The sequence below is a fragment of the Plantactinospora sp. CNZ320 genome (assembly GCF_002846275.1).
In genome coordinates, this window is sequence record NZ_PJMP01000001.1 from 2,367,139 (window position 1) to 2,385,255 (window position 18,117).

15 protein-coding genes are annotated in these 18,117 nt (G+C 71.5%); 5 read left to right on the forward strand and 10 right to left on the reverse strand.

Going from position 1 to position 18,117, the window contains the following annotated elements; translation table 11 throughout:
* Nucleotides 1-47: 47 nt before the first annotated feature.
* Nucleotides 48-1,790, reverse strand: a complete 1,743-nt coding sequence (locus tag CLT71_RS10285; RefSeq protein ID WP_101366916.1) for a bifunctional 3'-5' exonuclease/DNA polymerase — start codon at nt 1,788-1,790, stop codon at nt 48-50.
* Nucleotides 1,791-2,112: 322 nt separating this feature from the next.
* On the opposite strand from CLT71_RS10285, the gene CLT71_RS10290 reads away from it, so the two are divergent.
* Nucleotides 2,113-2,781, forward strand: a complete 669-nt coding sequence (locus CLT71_RS10290; RefSeq protein ID WP_486483183.1) for a hypothetical protein — start codon at nt 2,113-2,115, stop codon at nt 2,779-2,781.
* On the opposite strand, the gene CLT71_RS10295 is transcribed toward CLT71_RS10290, so the two are convergent.
* Nucleotides 2,767-3,396, reverse strand: coding sequence for a GNAT family N-acetyltransferase (locus tag CLT71_RS10295; RefSeq protein WP_101366917.1), 630 nt, complete (start codon nt 3,394-3,396; stop codon nt 2,767-2,769). The genes CLT71_RS10290 and CLT71_RS10295 overlap by 15 nt on opposite strands.
* A 130-nt stretch (nt 3,397-3,526) precedes the next feature.
* On the opposite strand from CLT71_RS10295, the gene CLT71_RS10300 reads away from it, so the two are divergent.
* The 3 genes from CLT71_RS10300 (at nt 3,527) to CLT71_RS10310 (ending at nt 6,120) form a co-directional block, all read left to right on the forward strand.
* Nucleotides 3,527-4,330: an SDR family oxidoreductase gene (locus tag CLT71_RS10300; protein ID WP_101366918.1), complete on the forward strand. Its 804-nt coding sequence runs from the start codon at nt 3,527-3,529 to the stop codon at nt 4,328-4,330.
* On the forward strand, nt 4,327-4,743 hold the full coding sequence (locus CLT71_RS10305; protein WP_486483184.1) for a MerR family transcriptional regulator: 417 nt from the start codon (nt 4,327-4,329) through the stop codon (nt 4,741-4,743). The genes CLT71_RS10300 and CLT71_RS10305 overlap by 4 nt, the downstream gene beginning before the upstream one ends.
* Nucleotides 4,744-5,193: 450 nt before the next feature.
* Entirely contained in the window at nt 5,194-6,120 is a 927-nt protein-coding gene (locus CLT71_RS10310) for an alpha/beta fold hydrolase (RefSeq protein WP_486483185.1), read from the forward strand.
* 171 nt (nt 6,121-6,291) lie between these two features.
* Here the strand turns inward: CLT71_RS10310 and fxsT are convergent, their stop codons facing one another.
* The 7 genes from fxsT to CLT71_RS10340 form a co-directional block, all read right to left on the reverse strand.
* The gene (gene fxsT, locus CLT71_RS10315; RefSeq protein ID WP_101366919.1) at nt 6,292-10,188 is read right to left on the reverse strand and encodes an FxSxx-COOH system tetratricopeptide repeat protein; all 3,897 of its coding nucleotides are present in this window, start codon (nt 10,186-10,188) and stop codon (nt 6,292-6,294) included.
* Entirely contained in the window at nt 10,181-11,422 is a 1,242-nt protein-coding gene (locus CLT71_RS10320; protein ID WP_101366920.1) for a TIR-like protein FxsC, read from the reverse strand. Before CLT71_RS10320 ends, fxsT begins: the two co-directional genes overlap by 8 nt.
* Nucleotides 11,419-12,075: a TIR-like protein FxsC gene (locus CLT71_RS10325; RefSeq protein ID WP_101366921.1), complete on the reverse strand. Its 657-nt coding sequence runs from the start codon at nt 12,073-12,075 to the stop codon at nt 11,419-11,421. The genes CLT71_RS10320 and CLT71_RS10325 overlap by 4 nt, the downstream gene beginning before the upstream one ends.
* 83 nt (nt 12,076-12,158) lie before the next feature.
* Complete coding sequence (locus CLT71_RS10330) at nt 12,159-13,040, reverse strand: AAC(3) family N-acetyltransferase (protein ID WP_101366922.1); 882 nt, start codon at nt 13,038-13,040, stop codon at nt 12,159-12,161.
* On the reverse strand, nt 13,030-15,435 hold the full coding sequence (locus CLT71_RS10335; protein WP_101371318.1) for an FxsB family cyclophane-forming radical SAM/SPASM peptide maturase: 2,406 nt from the start codon (nt 15,433-15,435) through the stop codon (nt 13,030-13,032). The genes CLT71_RS10330 and CLT71_RS10335 overlap by 11 nt, the downstream gene beginning before the upstream one ends.
* Nucleotides 15,436-15,469: 34 nt before the next feature.
* A complete protein-coding gene (locus CLT71_RS36935; protein ID WP_158242207.1) occupies nt 15,470-15,646 on the reverse strand; it encodes a hypothetical protein in 177 nt (58 codons plus the stop codon).
* A 192-nt stretch (nt 15,647-15,838) separates the two neighbouring features.
* On the reverse strand, nt 15,839-16,345 hold the full coding sequence (locus CLT71_RS10340; protein ID WP_486483186.1) for a DUF2199 domain-containing protein: 507 nt from the start codon (nt 16,343-16,345) through the stop codon (nt 15,839-15,841).
* 109 nt (nt 16,346-16,454) lie between these two features.
* Here CLT71_RS10340 and CLT71_RS10345 point away from each other — a divergent pair, with 109 nt between their 5' ends.
* Nucleotides 16,455-17,123 carry a suppressor of fused domain protein gene (locus tag CLT71_RS10345; RefSeq protein WP_101366924.1) on the forward strand — a complete coding sequence of 223 codons (669 nt, stop codon included), beginning with the start codon at nt 16,455-16,457 and terminating at the stop codon, nt 17,121-17,123.
* A 66-nt stretch (nt 17,124-17,189) separates the two neighbouring features.
* On the opposite strand, the gene CLT71_RS10350 is transcribed toward CLT71_RS10345, so the two are convergent.
* A complete protein-coding gene (locus CLT71_RS10350) occupies nt 17,190-18,110 on the reverse strand; it encodes a carbohydrate ABC transporter permease (RefSeq protein ID WP_101371319.1) in 921 nt (306 codons plus the stop codon).
* Nucleotides 18,111-18,117 lie beyond the last annotated feature (7 nt).

Consider the following 18,117-nt stretch of genomic DNA (forward strand, 5'->3'; position numbering starts at 1 on the left):
CGAGCGGACGGCACTCAGGTATCGGCACGAATCGGACCAATTCGCAACTATGCCGCATTTGCGTAGCAGTCCACCACCGAGACGTCCAGCGGGAACCGCACCGGCGTCTCGCCGAAAAGCAGCCGCCCGGCCTGCGCCGCCGCCTCGTGCACCAGCGCCGTCACCTGTTCGGCCTGCTCTGCGGGGCAGTGCACCAGCACCTCGTCGTGCTGGAAGAAGACGAGTTCGGGGCGGCCCGCCCCCGGCTCGACACCGAGCCCGGCCAACCCGTTGCGCAGCCCGGCGAGCAGGGTCAGCGCCCACTCCGCCGCCGTCGCCTGGATGACGAAGTTGCGGGTGAACCGGCCCCGGGCCCGAGCGGCGGCCCGGGCGCGCGGCCCGAACGGGTCGACGTCGGCCGACTCCACCACCGCCCCCTCCCCCTCCTCCGACTCCCGTACCGAAATCGAGGCGGGTGGGCAGGTACGCCCCAACCACGACCGGACCAGCCCGCCGCCCTCGCCGGTCCGGGCCGCCGCTTCGACGTACTCGAAGGCGGTCGGATAACTGCGGCGCAGTACCGCCAGTGCGGGAATCGCCTCGCCGCCGGTCTGGCCGTACATCGCGCCGAGCAGGGCCAGCTTGGCCCGCGCCCGGTCACCACCGAAACTGTCCCGGGCCAGCGCGGTGTAGAGGTCACCCGCGCCACCGGCGGCGGCGAGCCGGCCATCACCGGAGACCGCCGCCAGCACCCTCGGCTCCAACTGACCGGCGTCGGCGACCACGAACCGCCAGCCCGGATCGGCCAGCACCGCCCGCCGGACCACCTTCGGGATCTGCAACGCGCCGCCGCCCCGGGTCGCCCACCGCCCGGAGACCACCCCGGCCGGAACGTACTCCGGGCGGAACCGGCCGTCCCGGACCCAGGCGTCCCGCCAGGCCCAGCCGTGCGCCGTCCAGATCCGGTAGAGCTCCTTGTATTCGAGCAGCAGCGGAACAGCCGGGTGGTCGACACCGCGCAGCACCCAGGCACGGGTGCTCGACAGGTCGTGACCGGCCCGAGCGAAGGCGCGGAGCAGCTCGGCGGGCGACTCGGCGTGCAGTTGGCGTACCCCGAATGCGGCGGCGATCCGCGCGGAGAGCTCCGCCAGCCGGCGCGGCGGTCCGCCCACCGGCGACGGCTCGCCGAGCAACTCGACCAGCAGCGCGTCGTGCACGTCGGCCCGCCACGGCAGCCCCGCCGCGCTCATCTCGGCGGCGATCAGCGCACCCGCCGACTCGGCCGCGACCAGCAGCCGGAACCGCCCGGGATGCGGCGTCGCCGCGACCCGGGCCTGCTGGTCGGCGTAGACCCGGACCAGCGCGTCGATGCCCAGCGGTGGCGGCCCGGCGACCACCTCGAAGAGCGCGGCCTGGGTCGCCCCGGGCGGCGCGGCGGCCCGGGGCGGCGGATCCGCCGGCACCGGTGCGCCGGTAAGCCGGGCCCACGCGGCGGCCAAGCCACGCGGTTCTCCCCAACGGCCGTCGTGGCCGAGCAACAGTGCCTCGGTCAGCTCGATGTCGTGGCAGCGCTCCACCCGGTGCCCCTGACGCAGCAGCCGCGGATAGATCGCTGCGGTGGAGGCCCAGACCCAGCGGGGCCGGTCGGCCCGTTCCCGGGCGGCGACCGCCGCGCCGAGGTCGGCGACCCGCTCGGCCGGGCCGGCGGGACGGCCGTCCGGGTGCAGCGGTCGGAGGAGACCTCCGTCGCCGTCCTCGTCCCGGACCACCGCCACCAGCACGAAGACGATTCTGCCCGCACCTACCGACATCTCCCGACGGCCGCCACTCCAGCCGGGCATCGGCGGGGTACGCCGTGTCGGCGGAGTCTCGCGGCCGGCACGCGACGCTGAGTACGCATACCGATGCCCCAGCGGGGCGGGAGCGCGAGAATTCCCGGCAACGAGACGGGGAGGCATCAGAGTCGTGACGCAGGTGATCGAACGCCGGTCTCCGGTCCCCGCGCCGGCACCGAGCGGCAACCGCGGCCCGCGGCGACGGCGTGCGTGGTACGGCGGCCTGGGTCTGGGCCTCGCGGTGCTACCAGTCGTCGTGGCGTCGACCGGCTGCGCCGAACGCGGTGACGACCGCCCGTTGCCCCAGATCGTCGCGGAGCAGCAGGCGCAACTTCTGAGCGAGCGCCTCGGGTACCGCGATCGGGTTCGAGGCGCCGAACACATCGCCGCGACCGAGATCTCCACCCAGACGCAGGGTGAGAGCTGGACCGCCCGGCTCGCGCCGCTGCGATGGTCCGGACGGGTCAGCGGCAGCGAGCGGGCCACCATCGACGTACGCATCGAGGTGGCAGTGGAGGAGAGGCTGCCCACCGGCTTCGCCGACGACGGCCACCCGGCCGGCCAGGCCACCCACTGCTACCGCTACCAACTCCAGATGTACAGCTACACCGCCCACCAGGAGGTCGACTGCCCGACGGCAACGGTCCTACCGAAGCCGAGCGCCTCGCCGATCCAGCGGCTGCCGAACGACGCGCACGACCGGCTCTCCACGGCGCTGCGCGCGGCCACGCCGGCCACGCTGGACAGCGCGGTGCGGGCGGCCTTCCCCGAGGAGTACGTCTCCATCGACGTTGCCCGGCGCGACGGCTGGTTCGTCGCCGCCGTGGGCGTACCCGCCGAGCGGGAGTGTCTGCTCCTGGTCAGGTCGCCCGCCGGTGCCATCGTGTCGCCCGGATACAACCGCAACTCGTTGCAACCGGGTGAGATGGGATGCTCGGCCGGCCTCTTCGAGTCACCGCCGCGCTGACCGGGTACGGGCCGCCGAGGTGACCGCGTCGTCACCCTCGTCGCGCAGCCGGGCGTGCAGGTGTACGTCGTGCCACCCGTCCGTGTGCAGCATGGCCCGCCGCAGCACCCCCTCGGTGTGGTAACCCGCCTTGCCGGCCACCCGGCAGGAGGCGAGGTTCAGCGCGGAGTGCAGCAGTACGAGACGGTTCAGGCCCAGCACGTCGAAGCTCCACCGGGTCAGCGCCGAGACCGCCCGCCCGGCCACACCGCCGCCCCGCACACCGGGCAGCACCCAGTACGACAGTTCGGCGGTCGCCTCGACCAGCGAGACGCTGCGGAGCCCGACCTGACCGACCGGCCGGTCGGCGGACCCCTCGACGACGGCCCAGCTCGCGTCCGACTCCGCCGCCCAGCGGGCCGGCCACTGGGCCGTCCAGTCCCGCGCCTCGGCGTCGCTGTCCATCCGGCGCAGGTGCCACCGCTGGATCTCCGGGCAGTCGAAGGCGGCCCGCACGATGGCGGCGTCGTCCGCGCGCCACGGCCGCAGGGTCAGCCCGCCGTCGGCGGCGAGCCGGGGCTGGCGCATCGCGCGCAGCGAGTCGGCGGGCAGGGCCGGTGCGACCAACAGAGGCATGCGTTCATGATGACCGAGCAGCGGCTGCGACCGCGTGGCGCCGGCCGGAGCCCCGGGCAGGTTCGGCGGAGCGGCCGGCGACCGGGGCGACTTGACCTTGCCGTTGGCGACAGGGTTTCAGGATCCCCGCATGAACATTTCCACCCAGGACCACCCACCCCAGGACCAGAAGCCGGGCCAGGACCGGAGGCCGGTTCGGGAGCAGGTGGTCGTCGTCACCGGCGCCGGCACGGGCATCGGTCGAGCCACCGCGCGCCGCTTCGCCGACCAGGGGGCACGGGTGCTGGCCGTCGGCCGTCGCGCGGCGCCGCTGGCGGAGACCGCCGCCGGCCACGACGGCATCCGCCCACTGGTCGCCGACGTCACCACCGAGGGCGCGGCGGAGGAGATCGTACGGGCGGTCCGGGATCGGTACGGCCGGTTGGACGTACTCGTCAACAACGCGGCGATAGTCCGCAGCGGCACGTTGGGCGCCCTCACCCCCGAGGACATCGCGCGACTGGTCGCGACGAACCTGGTCGCGCCGACGATGCTGGCGCAGGCGGCGCTGCAGGCGTTGCCCGCCGAGGGCGGCGTGATCGTGAACGTGAGCACGTCGGTCGGTCAACGGGCCTGGCCCGGCAACTCGGTGTACGCGGCGACAAAGGCCGGCCTGGAGGTACTCACCCGCAGTTGGGCGGTCGAACTTGCCCCTCGGGGCGTACGCGTGGTCGCGGTGGCCCCGGGTGCGATCGACACCCCGATCGGCGAGCACCAGGGATTGTCGGCCGAACAGATAGCGGAGGTACGCGCGTGGCAGCGCGCCCACACACCGCTCGGACGGATCGGCCGCCCGGACGAAGTGGCGTGGATGATCACCCAGCTCGCCGCGCCGCAGGCGTCGTTCGTCACCGGGGTCGTGCTGCCGGTCGACGGTGGTGCTGTGGTCGCGTGATAGGACTGCGTCTGGAGGTGGGCCAGATGCGGATCGGCGAGTTGGCGCAGGCCACGGGTGTGACGCCGCGCGCGTTGCGGCACTACGAGCGGGCAGGGCTGATCACCTCGGAGCGGGCGCACAACGGCTACCGCGTCTATTCCGCAGACGCGGTGACCCGGGTACGCAACATCCGCCACCTGCTCCTCGCCGGCCTCACCCTCGACGACGTACAGGCGTTCCTGCCCTGCCTGGACGGCGATGTGACGGCCGCGTCGCCGTCCGACCGGGGTATCCAGATCGCGCTGGATCGGCTGGCGGTGCTCGACGAGCGGATCGCTGCACAGGTACGGGCGCGGGACCGGCTGGCGGCGGCCCTGGCAGGGAGAGCAGCACCAGATTCATGCCGGCGGCGCGGAGACGACGCCTGCTGACGTGACGACCTACCGGTCCGTGCGCGGGCATGGCAGATTGGCCGCGATAGCGGCACTGACCCAGATAGATCTGTTGTGCGCGATTACCCAGCAACCGCATCGCCAGACACGTGGGGTGCGGTCCCGGAACCTGCCCTTCATGCCGGTCCGCTGCGTCGCGGGGGCGCGGACGCGGTGTGAGGGCGGCGTGGAGGCGGTGTGGCAGGCCCACCGGGTGATGCGCCGACCGGCACGACTCCGCTGGTCAGCAACGACCGACGGCACCGCCGGCCGAGTCGAGCCCGCCGGGGGTTCCCTCCCGGCTGCTGGTGACATACCTCATAAAGCGGTACGCTGATTCTCTTCAGAAATCAGTCCCATGATGGTGGGGCGAGGGGAGCCTCAGCCGGGGCGGTGTGTGCTGGTGCCCCTCCACGCCGCCCTCCAGGAGGTTCGACAGGAGGGCACAGAGTGTCACAGGAGCGGCCGACTGAGTGGGACGTCGCACTGGACGACCGCATCCTCGCTGTCGAGACCTCGGGTGACACGAACGGATTCCCCGTCTTCCTGATGCACGGCATGCCCGGCAGCCGCAGCGGCCCGAAGCCCCGGGGTATGATCCTCCACCTCCTCGGCATCCGGTTGATCTGCTACGACCGGCCCGGTTACGGCAGGTCCACCCGCCACCCCGGCCGCCGCGTCATCGATGCCGCACTGGACGTGCAAGCGATCGCCGATCATCTGGAACTGGACGAGTTCGCCGTCGTGGGCCGGTCCGGTGGCGGACCACACGCCCTCGCCTGCGCCGCGAGCCCGCTGTTCACCGGCCGGCTGGCCCGGGTCGCGGTCCTGGTCTCCCCGGCTCCCTCCGACGCCGCCGGCCTGGACTGGTACGACGGCATGGCCCCCTCCAACGTCCAGGCGTACCGGGAGGCGATGGCCGACCGGCGCAGGCTTGTCGAGTCGCTGACCATTCGGGCCGATCGCACCAGGCGGGACCCGTCGAGCGTCGTCAGCTTCATCGACGGCGAGTTGAGCGCCGCCGACCGCAGCGTGGTCGAGGATGTCGCACTGCGCCGCCTACTGACCGAGAGCTACGCGGAGGCGGTCCGGTTCGGCGCCGGTGGATGGATCGACGACGCGCTGGCACTCAGCCGGGACTGGGGCTTCGACCTCTCGTCGATCGAGGTGCCGGTCCGGCTCTGGCACGGCGCCGAGGACACCTTCTCGCCGGTGGCGCACACCCGGTGGCTCCAATCGCAGATCCGGCACGCGGAGGTCGACGTGCAGCCCGGGGTGGGGCACTTCGCCGCCGTGCAGATCCTGCCGGACATCCTCGCCTGGCTCGCCGCTCCCCAGCCGGCACTGGTCGACGTCCGACCGGCCGGTCCGTCCTGACCCGGCCGGTCCACCCGCCGACCCGCGCCCGCCCGCCCACGCACGCCCGACCAGGCCACGCCCGACCCGCTCACCTGCGACCGGCTCACAGTCGGCCGGACCACGGTCGGGCGGGGACGGGTCCGACGCACGGGACGGGTCCGGACGCACGGGGACGGCATTCGTCGCCGGTCAGAATGGGTGCGGGTCGAGCACCCGGCCAAGCAACTTGCGCCGACCGAGGGCGTGCACATCCAGGTGACTGTCACCGAGCCGCCCGCTCAGCTCCGCCAGTACCACCTCGAACTCCTCGGAGCCGGAGTCCGGCTCGCGCATGTTCCGCACCAGGGCCAGGTTGGCCGCAGCACGCAGGGTGTCCGGGTGGTCCGGGGTGAGCGCTGTGCGCATCAGCTTGTGCAGGTTCTCCATCAGCTCCTGCGCCCCGGTGAGATCACCGGTCTCGGCCCTGGCCACCGCCAGGTTCATCTGCGCGGCGAGCAGGAACGGGTGCTCCGGCTGCAGCGTCCCGCCCAGCCCGGTCACGGCCAGCTGTGCTGACCTGAGGGCGGACTTCCGGTCGTCTCTCGCCCGGGCCGCCGCCGACAGGTTGTTCTCGCAGATCAGGATGTGCGGGTGGCGGCTGTCGAGCAGCTTCCGGTAGGCCGCCTGCACCGCCCGCAGTTCCTTCTCGGCCTCGGCGGCCTGGTGCAACGACAGCCGGTTCGTCGCCCGGCTCAGCTGGGCCGCCAGCGTGTGCGGGCTGTCGTCGCCGAACGTCGTCCGCAGCATGTCGTACGCGGCGTCGAGCAGCCGGCCCGCCTCGACCGCCCGGCCGACGGTACGCAGCGCCACCGCCAGGTTCACCTGGGCGTTCAGCGTGGCCAAAGCGTTTGGCCCGGAGAGCTTCTGGTAGTCCTCCAGCGCCCTTTCCGACTCGTTCAGCGACCGCTGGTAGTCCCCGGACTCCCGCAGGTCGCGGGCGAGATTGACGGCGGAGGCGAGCGTCCACTGGTTGTTGCGGCCCAGCGCCCTGCGGCGGCGCTCGTAGACCTGATCGTCGAGCCGCTGCGCCTCCCGGATGTTGCCGGTCAGCCGCATCGAGACGGCGAGGTTGTTCAGGGCCGCGAGCGTGCGCTGGTACTCCTCGCCGAACTCCCGCAACCACAGCCGGTACGTCTGCTGGTCCCGGGCCAGCGCCTCGCCGTACCGGCCCAGACCACGCAGGTCGGCGGCGAGACTGCCGGCGGTCATCAACGTGTCTTCGTCGGTATCGCCGAGCAGTTCCCGCTGCTCTGCGAGGGTCGCCTCGTCGTACTCGTGTGCCCGCTCGAAGTGGCCCTGCGAGCGGAGGATGTTGCCGAAGTTGAACCGCAACCGCAACAGCGGCGGGCGCAGCATCTCCCGCTCGGCCGGGTCCGTGCTGGCCTCGACCCGGTCGGTCCACGCCTTGAGGATCCGTTCTGCCATCTCGCGTGCCTGGCCGAGGACGCCCCGTAGCCAGATGTAGCGGACCCGCTCGACCAGCAGGTCCAGCACGGCCGGGTCGTCGGAGTCGAGCGCCGCCCGCATGGCTTCCTCGGACTCCTCCAGGTGCGGCCAGAGCAACTGGAAACGGTCCCAGTTCTCCGCAGCGTCCACCTCGGTCTCCGGCCGGGCCGCAGCCAGGGCACTGATCACCTGCTGCCGGATGGTCTGCTGTTCCTGGCTGGTCATCCGCCGCTGGACGGCGTCCCGCAGCAGACGGTGGAGTTCGATCTGATCGGAACGGTTGTCGAGCCGCAGCAGGGCCAGCTTGTTGTTCCGCTGGATCAGCCGTGCCGCGCCGCCGGCCCGGCTCTGCACCGACGGGTCCGCCTGTCGCAACAGCCTACCGATTCCCTGGCTGTTGATCAGTTCGATGGAGACCTTCGCCGACAGCACCGAACAGATTTCCAGCAGCCGGTAGGCGCCCGGCGAGTCCTGCCTGAGCCGGTCCAGGGACGGGCCCCAGATGTCCAGCCCGGGACCCTGCTCGGCCAACTGCACCAGGTAGTCGTCCACGCTGATGCCGCTGTCGTCCAGGTAGGCACCGGCGGGGGCCAGCGCGATCGGCAGGTCGCCGAGCGCCTCGGCCACCCGGTCGGCGTCCCGGTGGGAGATGCGGCGCGCCCGGCGCTGAAGCTGCTCGATGCTCTCGGCCCGGCTGAACGGGTTGATCTCGATCGTCTCCGCGCCCTCCTCCCAGGTCTTCTCCCGGGCGGTGAGGATGATGTGGCCGCGCCCGCCCTGCGGCAGGAAGTGCTCGATCTCCCGGTAGTCGGCGACGTTGTCGAAGACCAGCAGCCAGCGCGGGTACCGGTCGCCGCGGACCAGCGTGTCGAGCACCTGGCGGATGGCGGCCGAGACATTGGCCTGTTCGGGCAGGCCCATTCGCTCGCCGAGTTCGATGAGCTGGGCGTCGATGAAGATCTGCGGATCGGCCTCGATCCAGAACACCAGGTCGTACGCCGTCCGGAACCGGTGGGTGTACTCCAGGGCGATCTGGCTCTTGCCGACACCGCCCAGGCCGCGGAGCGCGACCAGCGAATATCCGCGGCTGGTGCCGGAGCTGAGCATTTGCCGCAGCGTGCGTAGATTGTCGTCCCGCCCGGTGAACTGCCGGTTGGCGATCGGAGTCTTCTGCAGCTCCGGTCCGGTGCCCGGGTAGCGGGCCCCGGAGACCGCACCGGCGTCTTCGCCGGCCGACGCCACCCGGCCGACCAGCCGCAGCACGCTCGCCACGGCGTCACTCGGCCGCGTCACCCCGGCCAGGTAGACCGACGTCTCCGGCAGGAACTCGGGCAGCGGTCTGACGTCGTCGATGTACACCGCAAGCGGGGCACCCGAACCGGGGACCTCCGCCGGCGGCAGGGAGTCCGGCGCGCTCTCCGTGTAGGCGTTCGAGACGATGGTCAGGGTACGGGTCGGCGTGGCGTCCCGTCCCAGCCCCGCCGTTCGTGGCCAGACGTCGGCGACCCGGATCCCGGCCGGCCCGAGGATCCGCTCGATCCACTCTGCCCAGACCTTGTCCCTCGGGGAGTACCGCAGCAGGATCTCGCCCTTCGGCAGGAACCTCTTGCGCTCGAACTGGGAGCGCAGCCGGTCCCGCAGCACGTCGTCCATCCGAGGCAGCGACCGGACCGCGCCCTCCGTGATCGCCGAACTGAGCCGCTCGTACGCCGAGAGCATCACCCGGTCGGTGCCGAAGGTCGCCAGCGTCTCCTCGTACGCGTAGTAGGCGACGTAGGGCACCTCGACCTCGGCCCAGTAGTCCCGTCGGTCGCCCTCGCTGAGCCCGGCGGGCAGGCCGGCGAACCGGTGCATGGCGAGCGCACGTCCGGCGTTCGCCTTGTCCTGCTCGGCCGGGTCGACTCGCATCGGAGCCGGCAGCACCCGGATCCGCCGCCGGTTGACGTACCGCTCGGTGACGTCCCGGGCGACCCGTGCCGCACCCTCGATGCCCTGGTCACTCAGGGTGAAGCAGTCGACCAGCACATCCGGCAGGTGAATGGTGCAGATGCTCGCCACGTCGCTCAGCCCGGTCCGGCTGTCGATAAGCGTGTAGTCGTAGTTGCGCCGCATGTCCTCGCGGAGCGCGTCGATGAACGCCGCCCCACCCAGCCGGTCGTAGAAGACGTCCCAGTCCAGTCCCGTGATACCGGGGACGTAGTCCTGGTTCTGCCGGCCCGAGGAGAGGAAGTCCAGGCTGCCGCCACCCGGGAAGGTGTAGTTCAGCGAGAAGGCGAAGTGCCGTACCTGGGCGAACTCCGCCTCCCAGCCCGCCGGCAGGGAACGGGTCACCGGCACGCCGTCGGGGTCCTTCGCCGAGGCCTGGGTCTCGAAGCCGCGGATCATGTCGATGACCCCGCCGGTGCCGCCCAGCACGCTCTGGTCGATGAACGGGTGGTAGAACCGGTGCAGGCCGGGAGATTCGAGATCCCAGTCCGCGACCAGAACCTTCTTGCCGTTCGCGGCGAGGATCCAGGCCACGTTGGCCAGCGCCATCGTCCGGCCGGTGCCGCCCTTGAACGAGTAGAACGTGACCACCTGGCCGTTGCGTTCGTCAGTCATCGTTCCTCATCTGTGCCTGCGGGACATCGCCCGACGGTTCGGGGCGACCGAGCTGCGGCCGCCGGACCCGCGGCCGGTCCGGCGGGAGGACGGGGGCGTTCTTGAGGTACTGCCGGCGTGCCTCGGTCACCAGCTCCGGCATGATCTCCACGAACTCCGAGAGCTGGCCGACCTGCTTCGCCGCGGGCCGGTTCGCCACGCCGAGCATCCGGGCGACCCGATCGGCGAACCGGGCGCCGGCGGTCACGTTGTGCTGATCCTCCTCGTTCAGCACCACCAGCGGGATCACCCACCGGGGCAGGCGCTTGAGGACGAGCGCCAGGTCGTGTTCACCGGCACTGTCGCCGACCACCCACGGGTCGATGAGCAGGACCGAGGGGCAGCGGACCATCGCGTCACCAGCGTCCGCGAAGCTGGTTATGTAGGTGGCCAGCCCCAGCCGCTCGGCCGTGCTGGCCACGTACTTCGCGGCGGGTAGCGCCTGCTCCCGCCCGAACGGGCGCCACTGCTCGCTCCGCTCGGTGTAGACCCCGGACTCCTGGCCGGCCGGCGCCTCGGCCAGGGTCGGCGCGGCGACGACGACCACGAACTGCGCCTCCGCCAGCGAGGTGTGTTGCGCCTCGGCGACCCTGGGCACCAGGGAGGGCGGCAGCGGGTACCGCTGCGCGATCTGCGTGACCTCCGTCGCGAGCCGGTACAGGATCTGCTCGTACGCCGGGCGGTAGCTGGCGAGCATGCAGAGCGCCCGCAGCCCGTTCTCGGCGTATTCGGGGACGTCACCGGCGAGTTCGAGTGCTTCGCGGGTCTCGGCACTCTGCGCCCAGGACGGCAGCGGGATCCAGAGCACCGGAACGATGTGCCGGTACTTCTCGGCGATCGGGGACGCCTTCAACCGGCGGCGGAACGACTCCAGTTCGCCCAGCGGCCAGGAGTTGCTGAGATAGGCGGGCGAGTAGAGGGGTACGAAGACCTGCGTGCTGCCGAGCGCCGCGGTCAGCGCCTCCTCCCAGTCCGCGCCGGAGTGCAGCTGTGCGTCGAAGAAGCCGACCCGCCGGTCGTCCGGGGCGGAGATCCGGCTGCGGATCTCCGCCGACAGGTCGTCGAAGAAGACCCTGACCCACTTGTCGGGATCCAGTCGGGGATCCTCCAGCATCGGTGCGGAGTGGGCGTAGCTGAGGAAGAAGTAGGTGCCGTTGTCGATCGCCACCGGTGCCGCCGCGCCGACCCCCGTCATCTGCCGCTCCTGGAGAAGTTCCGGGCGAGTCCGCCGGGTTCGGTCAGGATCCGCGGCTCGACCCAATGCGATCGGGACAGTTCGACGATGCGCTGCGCGAGTTTCCAGAGCACCACGTCGCTCGACGGGTCCTTCATCGACAGTAGTCCGTAGAGGCCCTCCTGATGGTAGGTCGGCACCAGGTCCTCGTCCGGGGTGCCGTCCGGGGAGAACCGCTGGACGTAGTTGGGCGGCTCGCAGGAGTCCGCCGGGGTCCAACTCACCGGCAGGATGCAGGTTTCGTTGCTGGGCCGGCCGTCGCGGCGAACGACGGTGCGGCTGGCGAAGAGGTTCCACTCCATCGCGCACCACTCACTGTCCAGATAGGCCGGCGAGAGCAGCGCGACGAAGACCTGGCAGGTCCCTGCGGCCTCCAGCAGGTCCGGGGTCCATCGCTCGCCGCCACGCATGTTCCGGTCGATGAATCCGGGATCCGCACCGGGCGGCCGGCTCACCAGGGCGTTCACGTGTATCGACAGCTCGGAGAAGAGCCGCAGGGCGTTGATGTTGGCCTCGCGCCGACCGCCGGGAGTGCGTCGGGGCGGTTTGATGATGGCATAGCTGACAAAGAAGAGTGGAGCGAGTGGATCGTCCACCACCCTGCCGTCGTCCAACTGCCGCTCTCCCGCCGTAGACCACGCGTCACCCACACCGTCGCCCAAGGTAAGCACACGGGCACCGGCCGGTCCATCCCGCTTTACGGCCGGCGATGCTCGGCCATCCAGGTTGTTGCGAAATCAACCGCACTGCGAAGATCGACAAGCCGCGCGGTTCCGGCCCCGACCGGGCCGTGACCGACCGGCAGACTGCGATCGATCGCCGCGCCGACCTCGGAAAAGTCGCTCATGTCGAGCACCGGCGCGCGGAAGTCGCGCCGCTCCCGCCGGCCGTCCGCCAGCACGTAGCAGCGGTACGCCCGCTGCGGTGGCGGACCCGGCGGCCGGCGGGCATCGGGCCGGTACTCCGCCAGGTGCAGCGCGGTGCACCTGGCGTACCCGACGCCGAGCAGCAGTACGGCGGCGCCGGCGGCGTAGAGGCGGCCGAGCGGGGAGCGTTCCCCGAGGTGACAGTCGAGGTCGTGCACCTCGGTGAATGCCACCGCGCGCCGGCCGAGAGCTGCGAAGGAGGTTATCGGATGGGCACTGCGGGCCGCCCCGGGCTGCCTGCGCAGGTACTCGGCGAAGATCCCCATCCCCTCCGACGGGGTGGACGCCGGGTCGAACCCCGGCAGCGTCGCCTCGTATGCCGCCCGCCCGGCCGCGTCGAGCCGCTCGGTGGCGGCCCGGAACGCGGGACTGGTCGTCGAGTTGCCGGCCGTCTGCGCGGGTACGACCACCGTCGCTTCCGGCCCGGCCACCCGCCGCAACGCGGCCAGCAGCGTCGCCGGGCCACCGGCCACCGGCCCGATCCGCCGCATCGAACAGTGCACCAGCAGGTCCTGACCGGCGCGGACGCCTACGGCGGCCAGGTCGGCGGCGAGCTGCGCGGTCTGGCGGGGATCGGCGGGATCGGTGCCGGTCGAGCGCTCCGGCCGGGCCGGGTGCTCCTCGATCGGCGTCGCCGCCTGGTCAGCGCTCATCGGGCCAGGAGTGCAGGGTCTCCGCCATCCGCCGGACGAACCGTTCCCCGTGCCCGGTGAGTGCCCCGGTGGCGACGAGCTTGTCGATCGCGCGCGCCGTCCACCCGCGGTACCGGCGGTAGTGTCCTCCGGCCTCGGCGCCCGGCCGGTTCCGCCAGATGTCGGCGACGGCCAGATGGGCATAGGTGCCCTGGAGCGCACCCTCCACCGGTCGTGGCTCGTCCCGCCACGGCACCTCCAACCGCGCCCGGTGGGCCGGGTCGAACAGGACTGTCAACTCCAGCAGGGCACCGAGCTTCAGGTGTTGGAACTCGTGCACCAGCAGCACGGCCAGCGAATCCGGATCGGCCGCGACGGAGCCGACCGCCCCGAAGGCGTCCCGGGACGTGGCACTGTGCAACCGACCGGTCGGATCGGCGCGCAACGGGGTGACGGCGCGTAACCCGGCCCGCAGGCCCGGCACCTGGCCGGGTACCTCCGCCTGGATCCGGGCCCACGCGGCGGCCAGCGACCGCCGCCAGTACGCCAGCGCCGCCGGGTCCAGCCGAGCCGCCGCCGGTTGGTCGTAGCAGTCCCGGTACGGATCGAGGTCCTCGACGAGGATCTCCGCACCGTCCAGCTCGGCCCGGCGTACCGGTCGCCAGGCGGCCGGCGGCGGGGCGTGTCCGGGCGGTGGCACGGTGACGGCGGACCGGCCGGTGCGGACGATGAAGCCGCCACCGGCGGCGGACAGGCGTGCCAGGCGCTCGCCCGGACCATCGACGGCGAGTGCGCCGACACCCGGCAGCTGGACCAGGCCGGACCGGACCGGTACCTCGAGGTCAGCGTCGACGCCGGCCCGGATCGCCACGGTCGCCGCCAGTCCGGCCAGCTGTTCCGGGTCGGGGGTCTGGCCGGGCCGCGGGGCGAGGCACTGCCGGGCCCACCGCCGCAGGTAGGGGTGGGCGAAAGTGGCCGACACCGCCTCGGCCGCCTCCTCGTCGAGCCGGGCGAGCAGCTCCCAGGCCTCGGCGGTCGGGGTGCCGGCGACCTGGTCGGCCAGCGCGATCATCAGGCTACGGACGTACCCGAGCTGGGCGGCGGCGAGCCGCCGCAGGCTGGCCACCGAGCCGTGACCGGCGCCGAGATCGTCGAGCAGGCCGCCCTCGGGCAGACCGTCGAGCAGCGGGTCAGCCGCGGGTGCCTCGCCGAGTGGCAGGTCACCGGCGGACGACAGGTGGTCGCCGGGACCCGCCGCGACGCCGGGACCTACTGCGGCGGCGGGCGTTCCGGCCGGTGCTGCGCCGGGCAGCGTTTCCCGGTTGATCGAAATGATCAGCTCCTTGAGGTCGGCACAGTAGACGGACGGGTTGTCGAATCCGCCGGTGTCGGAGTAGCGGTGGGCGCGTAGCCCACCACCGCACTGCGCGACCACAGGGCACTGCCGACATGTCGGGCAGAGCCCGGCCAGGCATCGTCGGCTGCCGGCGAACTCCGGATGGGAGACAACGGCATCCGCCGGGTGGCGAAAGACGTCCAGGCCGATTCCGGCCGCACCGTCGTATGCGGTCTTCATCGAGTCGGCCAACTCCCAGGCACCGTCCGTCTCGACCACCACGAGGTCCGCGGGGTCGAGACCAACCGACTCGGTACCGCTCCGGCCGCCCGCCCCGGTCGCCAGCAGCGAGTCGAAGAGCCGGATCCCGACCGGCTTCCCGTCCCGGACCCACCGCCGGTAGATGCGCAGCAGCCAGTCGGCGTACGGGGTCGTTGTGCCGTCGGGACGAGACGGCGGAGTGTTCCAGGTGGCGTGCGGAAGCAGGAGGTCGATCCGGGGCGGTTCCTCGGCCAGCAGTGCCTCGTACACCCGGATCGGGTCATTGCGCACGTCGACGGTGCAGAGGATTCCGGCGTAGCTGCGCCGGTATTCCGGGCGGCGCAGCAGGGCCAACGCCCGGCGCACCGCCGCGTGGCTGCTCGCCCCGTCGGCGAAGCGCCGGTGCCGGTCGTTGGCGGAGGCGTCGCCGTCGAGCGAGATGCCGACGCGTACGCCGTGTGCCACGAGGAGGTCGCAGAGTCGCGGGGTCAGTAGCACCCCGTTGGACTGCATCCGCAGGTCGAGTTCGGCCACCGGTTCGATGGTGGCGGCCAGCCGGGTCAGCACCGCCGCCAACCTGACCGGCCCGAGCAGCAGCGGTTCGCCGCCGTGCAGCACCACACGGACCCGACGCAGCCCGTGGTCCCGGGCGTGCTCGGCGATCCGGGTCGCGGCGACGGCCACGGTCTCCGGGGCGATCTCCCGGGGACGCGACCGCCAGCTCTGGTCCGCGTGCTCGTAGACGTAGCAGTGGTCGCAGGCCAGGTCACACCGACTGTGTACCTTCAGGACATACTGGTTGAGCGCGCGCGGCCGCACCACGGAGAGGCTGCGGCCGCTGGAGGTCACCCGGTCAGATCGACGAGTTGAACGCCGCCACGTCGACCGCCTCGGCGCGGTCACGGTCTTCGACGATCCGCCGTACGACGGGGCGGACCTGGTCGGCGGAGAGCTGGCGCAGCGGCGTACGCAGGATCGCGGTCAGGTCGGTGGACGTCTGCTGGGCCTCGACGGGTGCGGCATGGGCCACGACGGATTCCCCCTCAATGCCGGTCAGGCGGACGGTTCGCTCGGCAGAGTCACGAACCTGCTCCACTCAGTAGCATAGGGGCCACCCGCCGTCATGTCACCGGCCCTTGCCCACCGACCCGCACCAGTACGGTGTCGGCGTTGGTCCGCACGCCGGCCGGCGCGGAGGTGAGCGTGCAGGGATCCCCAAGGGTCACGTGCCGTGCAGGAGGCTTTCGGCGAACCGTCGGACCCGATCCAGGGTGATGCCGGTTCGCTGGTCGACCGCGAGTGGGTGGTCGGTGGGTTCGAGTTCGACGAGCGGCCGGGTACCGACCGGTCTGGTGTGGACCCGGGTCTTGAGGTTCAGCGTCGTCGGCTCGTACACCGGAAGTTCGGTCGACAACCAGCCGAAGTACGACGGCTCCTGCTCCCGCCCCGGCGTGGTCCACAGGTTGGTCATCCGCTCGAAGTTGGCCCTGCTCAGCGACACCCAGACGGTCCAGTCGAACTCGGCCGTCACGTCCAGGACGGGGATGACGATCCGCGCCCGCACGAAGAAGTGCTGCGCCTGGATGATGCACAGCTCGTCGTCGAGCAGGCTCCGCTCGTCACCGGCGAGTTCGTCCCGCCAGTAGGCGGGTGCGTCCGATGCGTACGAGAAGGGCAGGCCCTCGTGCTGCTGCCCGCAGCATCGGCACTGGTAGCTCTGATCATTCACCGGGCGACAGTACAGCTGTCGTCGTCCACGCCCGGGGTGAGGCATCTCCGAACATCCATCCGGGCGGGGTCCGGTGCGCCGCTCCCGGCAGGCATGTTCTGATCTTGAAATGACCTCCGATGCCCCCGGCTGGGACGCCATCGACGCCCGCCTCAGCCAGCTGTACCCCGATGTCAAACCGGAGCACTACGGCACGCTGCACCGATTCGCTCTGGGTGGACCCGACCCGCTCGACGGCATCAGCTTCTATCCACGCGACGAGCCGGTGCCGCACTGGCACATCGTCGGCTACGGAATGAGCGAGCTGTACGCCAAGGAGAGCGAGAACCCCGACGAGTCGGGCTGGGGTTTCGAGTTCACCTTCCGGGTCACCCGGGACGCCGGTGACGCCGACCCACCGATCTGGGCGGCGAACCTGTTGCAGAACCTCGCCCGATACGTCTTCTCCAGCGGTAACTGGTTCGCGCCGGGCCATCAGATGAACGCGAACGGACCGATCCGGCAGGGTTACAAGACCGCGATGACAGCGCTGGCCTTCGCCGAGGACCCCGAGCTGGGCACGATCGCCACCCCGCACGGGCGGCTCCAGTTCCTCCAGGTGGTGGGCCTGACCGGCGACGAGTACACGGCGGCTCGGCAGTGGAACGCCTCCGGTGTGCTGGGCCTGCTCGCGCAACGGCAGCCACTGCTGCTCACCGACCTGGACCGGCCGTCGCTGACGGACGATCCAGCGGTACGGGCCGAGATCGAGGCGGCGCGGGCGCGCGACGACTCGTAGCCCCGGCACCACCACACCGGCCAGGGCCGGCCGGTCCTGGCGGGCCGGCCGGCGACAGTCGACGGGTTACTTGATCGCGCCGGCGGTGAGGCCGGACTGGATCTGCCGCTGGAAGATCGCGTAGACCAGGATCATCGGCAGGATCGCCATGGTCAGCGCGGCGAACAGCCCGGACCAGTCCGCCTCGTAGCCGGCGTTGACCGAGATGTCGGCGATGCCCTGGGTGAGCACCCACTTGTCCTCGGCGTTGGAGAGCAGCACCAGCGGCAACTGGTACTGCGACCACTGCCCGATGATGTTGAAGATCCCGACGCTGATCAGGCCGGGCTTGGCCATCGGCATCATCACCTGGAAGAAGAGCCGGGTGTGCGAGCAGCCGTCGATCATCCCCGCCTCGGCCACCGAGGTCGGCAGCGTCTTGAAGAACGCGGCCAGGAAGAAGACCGTGAACGGCAGCGAGTAGGCGATGTAGACCAGGACCAGCCCGGTGTGCGTGTTGAGCAGTCCGAGGTTGTCCACCACGAAGAAGAGCGGCACCAGGGCGAGGAAGACCGGGAAGGCCAGCCCGGAGACGAAGAGGTAGTAGATCACCCGGTTGCCGACGAACTTGTAGCGGGCCAGCACGTAGGCGGCCATCGAGCCCAGCAGCATGGTGCCGAAGACACCGCAGGAAACCACGATCACGCTGTTGACGAAGAACTTGCCGACCCTGGCCTGTGTCCAGGCCCGGCCCCAGTTCTCCCAGCGCAGCTCGGCCGGAAGGGTCCACGGGCTGCTGAAGATCTCCGCGGTGTTCTTGAAGGAGGCCAGGAAGGTCCAGAGGATCGGGACGATCACGATCACCGCCCAGACCACCAGGGCCACGTGACCCAGGCTGGAGAGCAGCCGTACCTCGGACCTGACCCGACGGTCGCGGCCGCTGCCGGCCCCGGCGGCCGGCTCGCCCTGCACCGGCCCGGTCACCGGGCGCTCGGTCTGTGTCGTCATCTGGGGT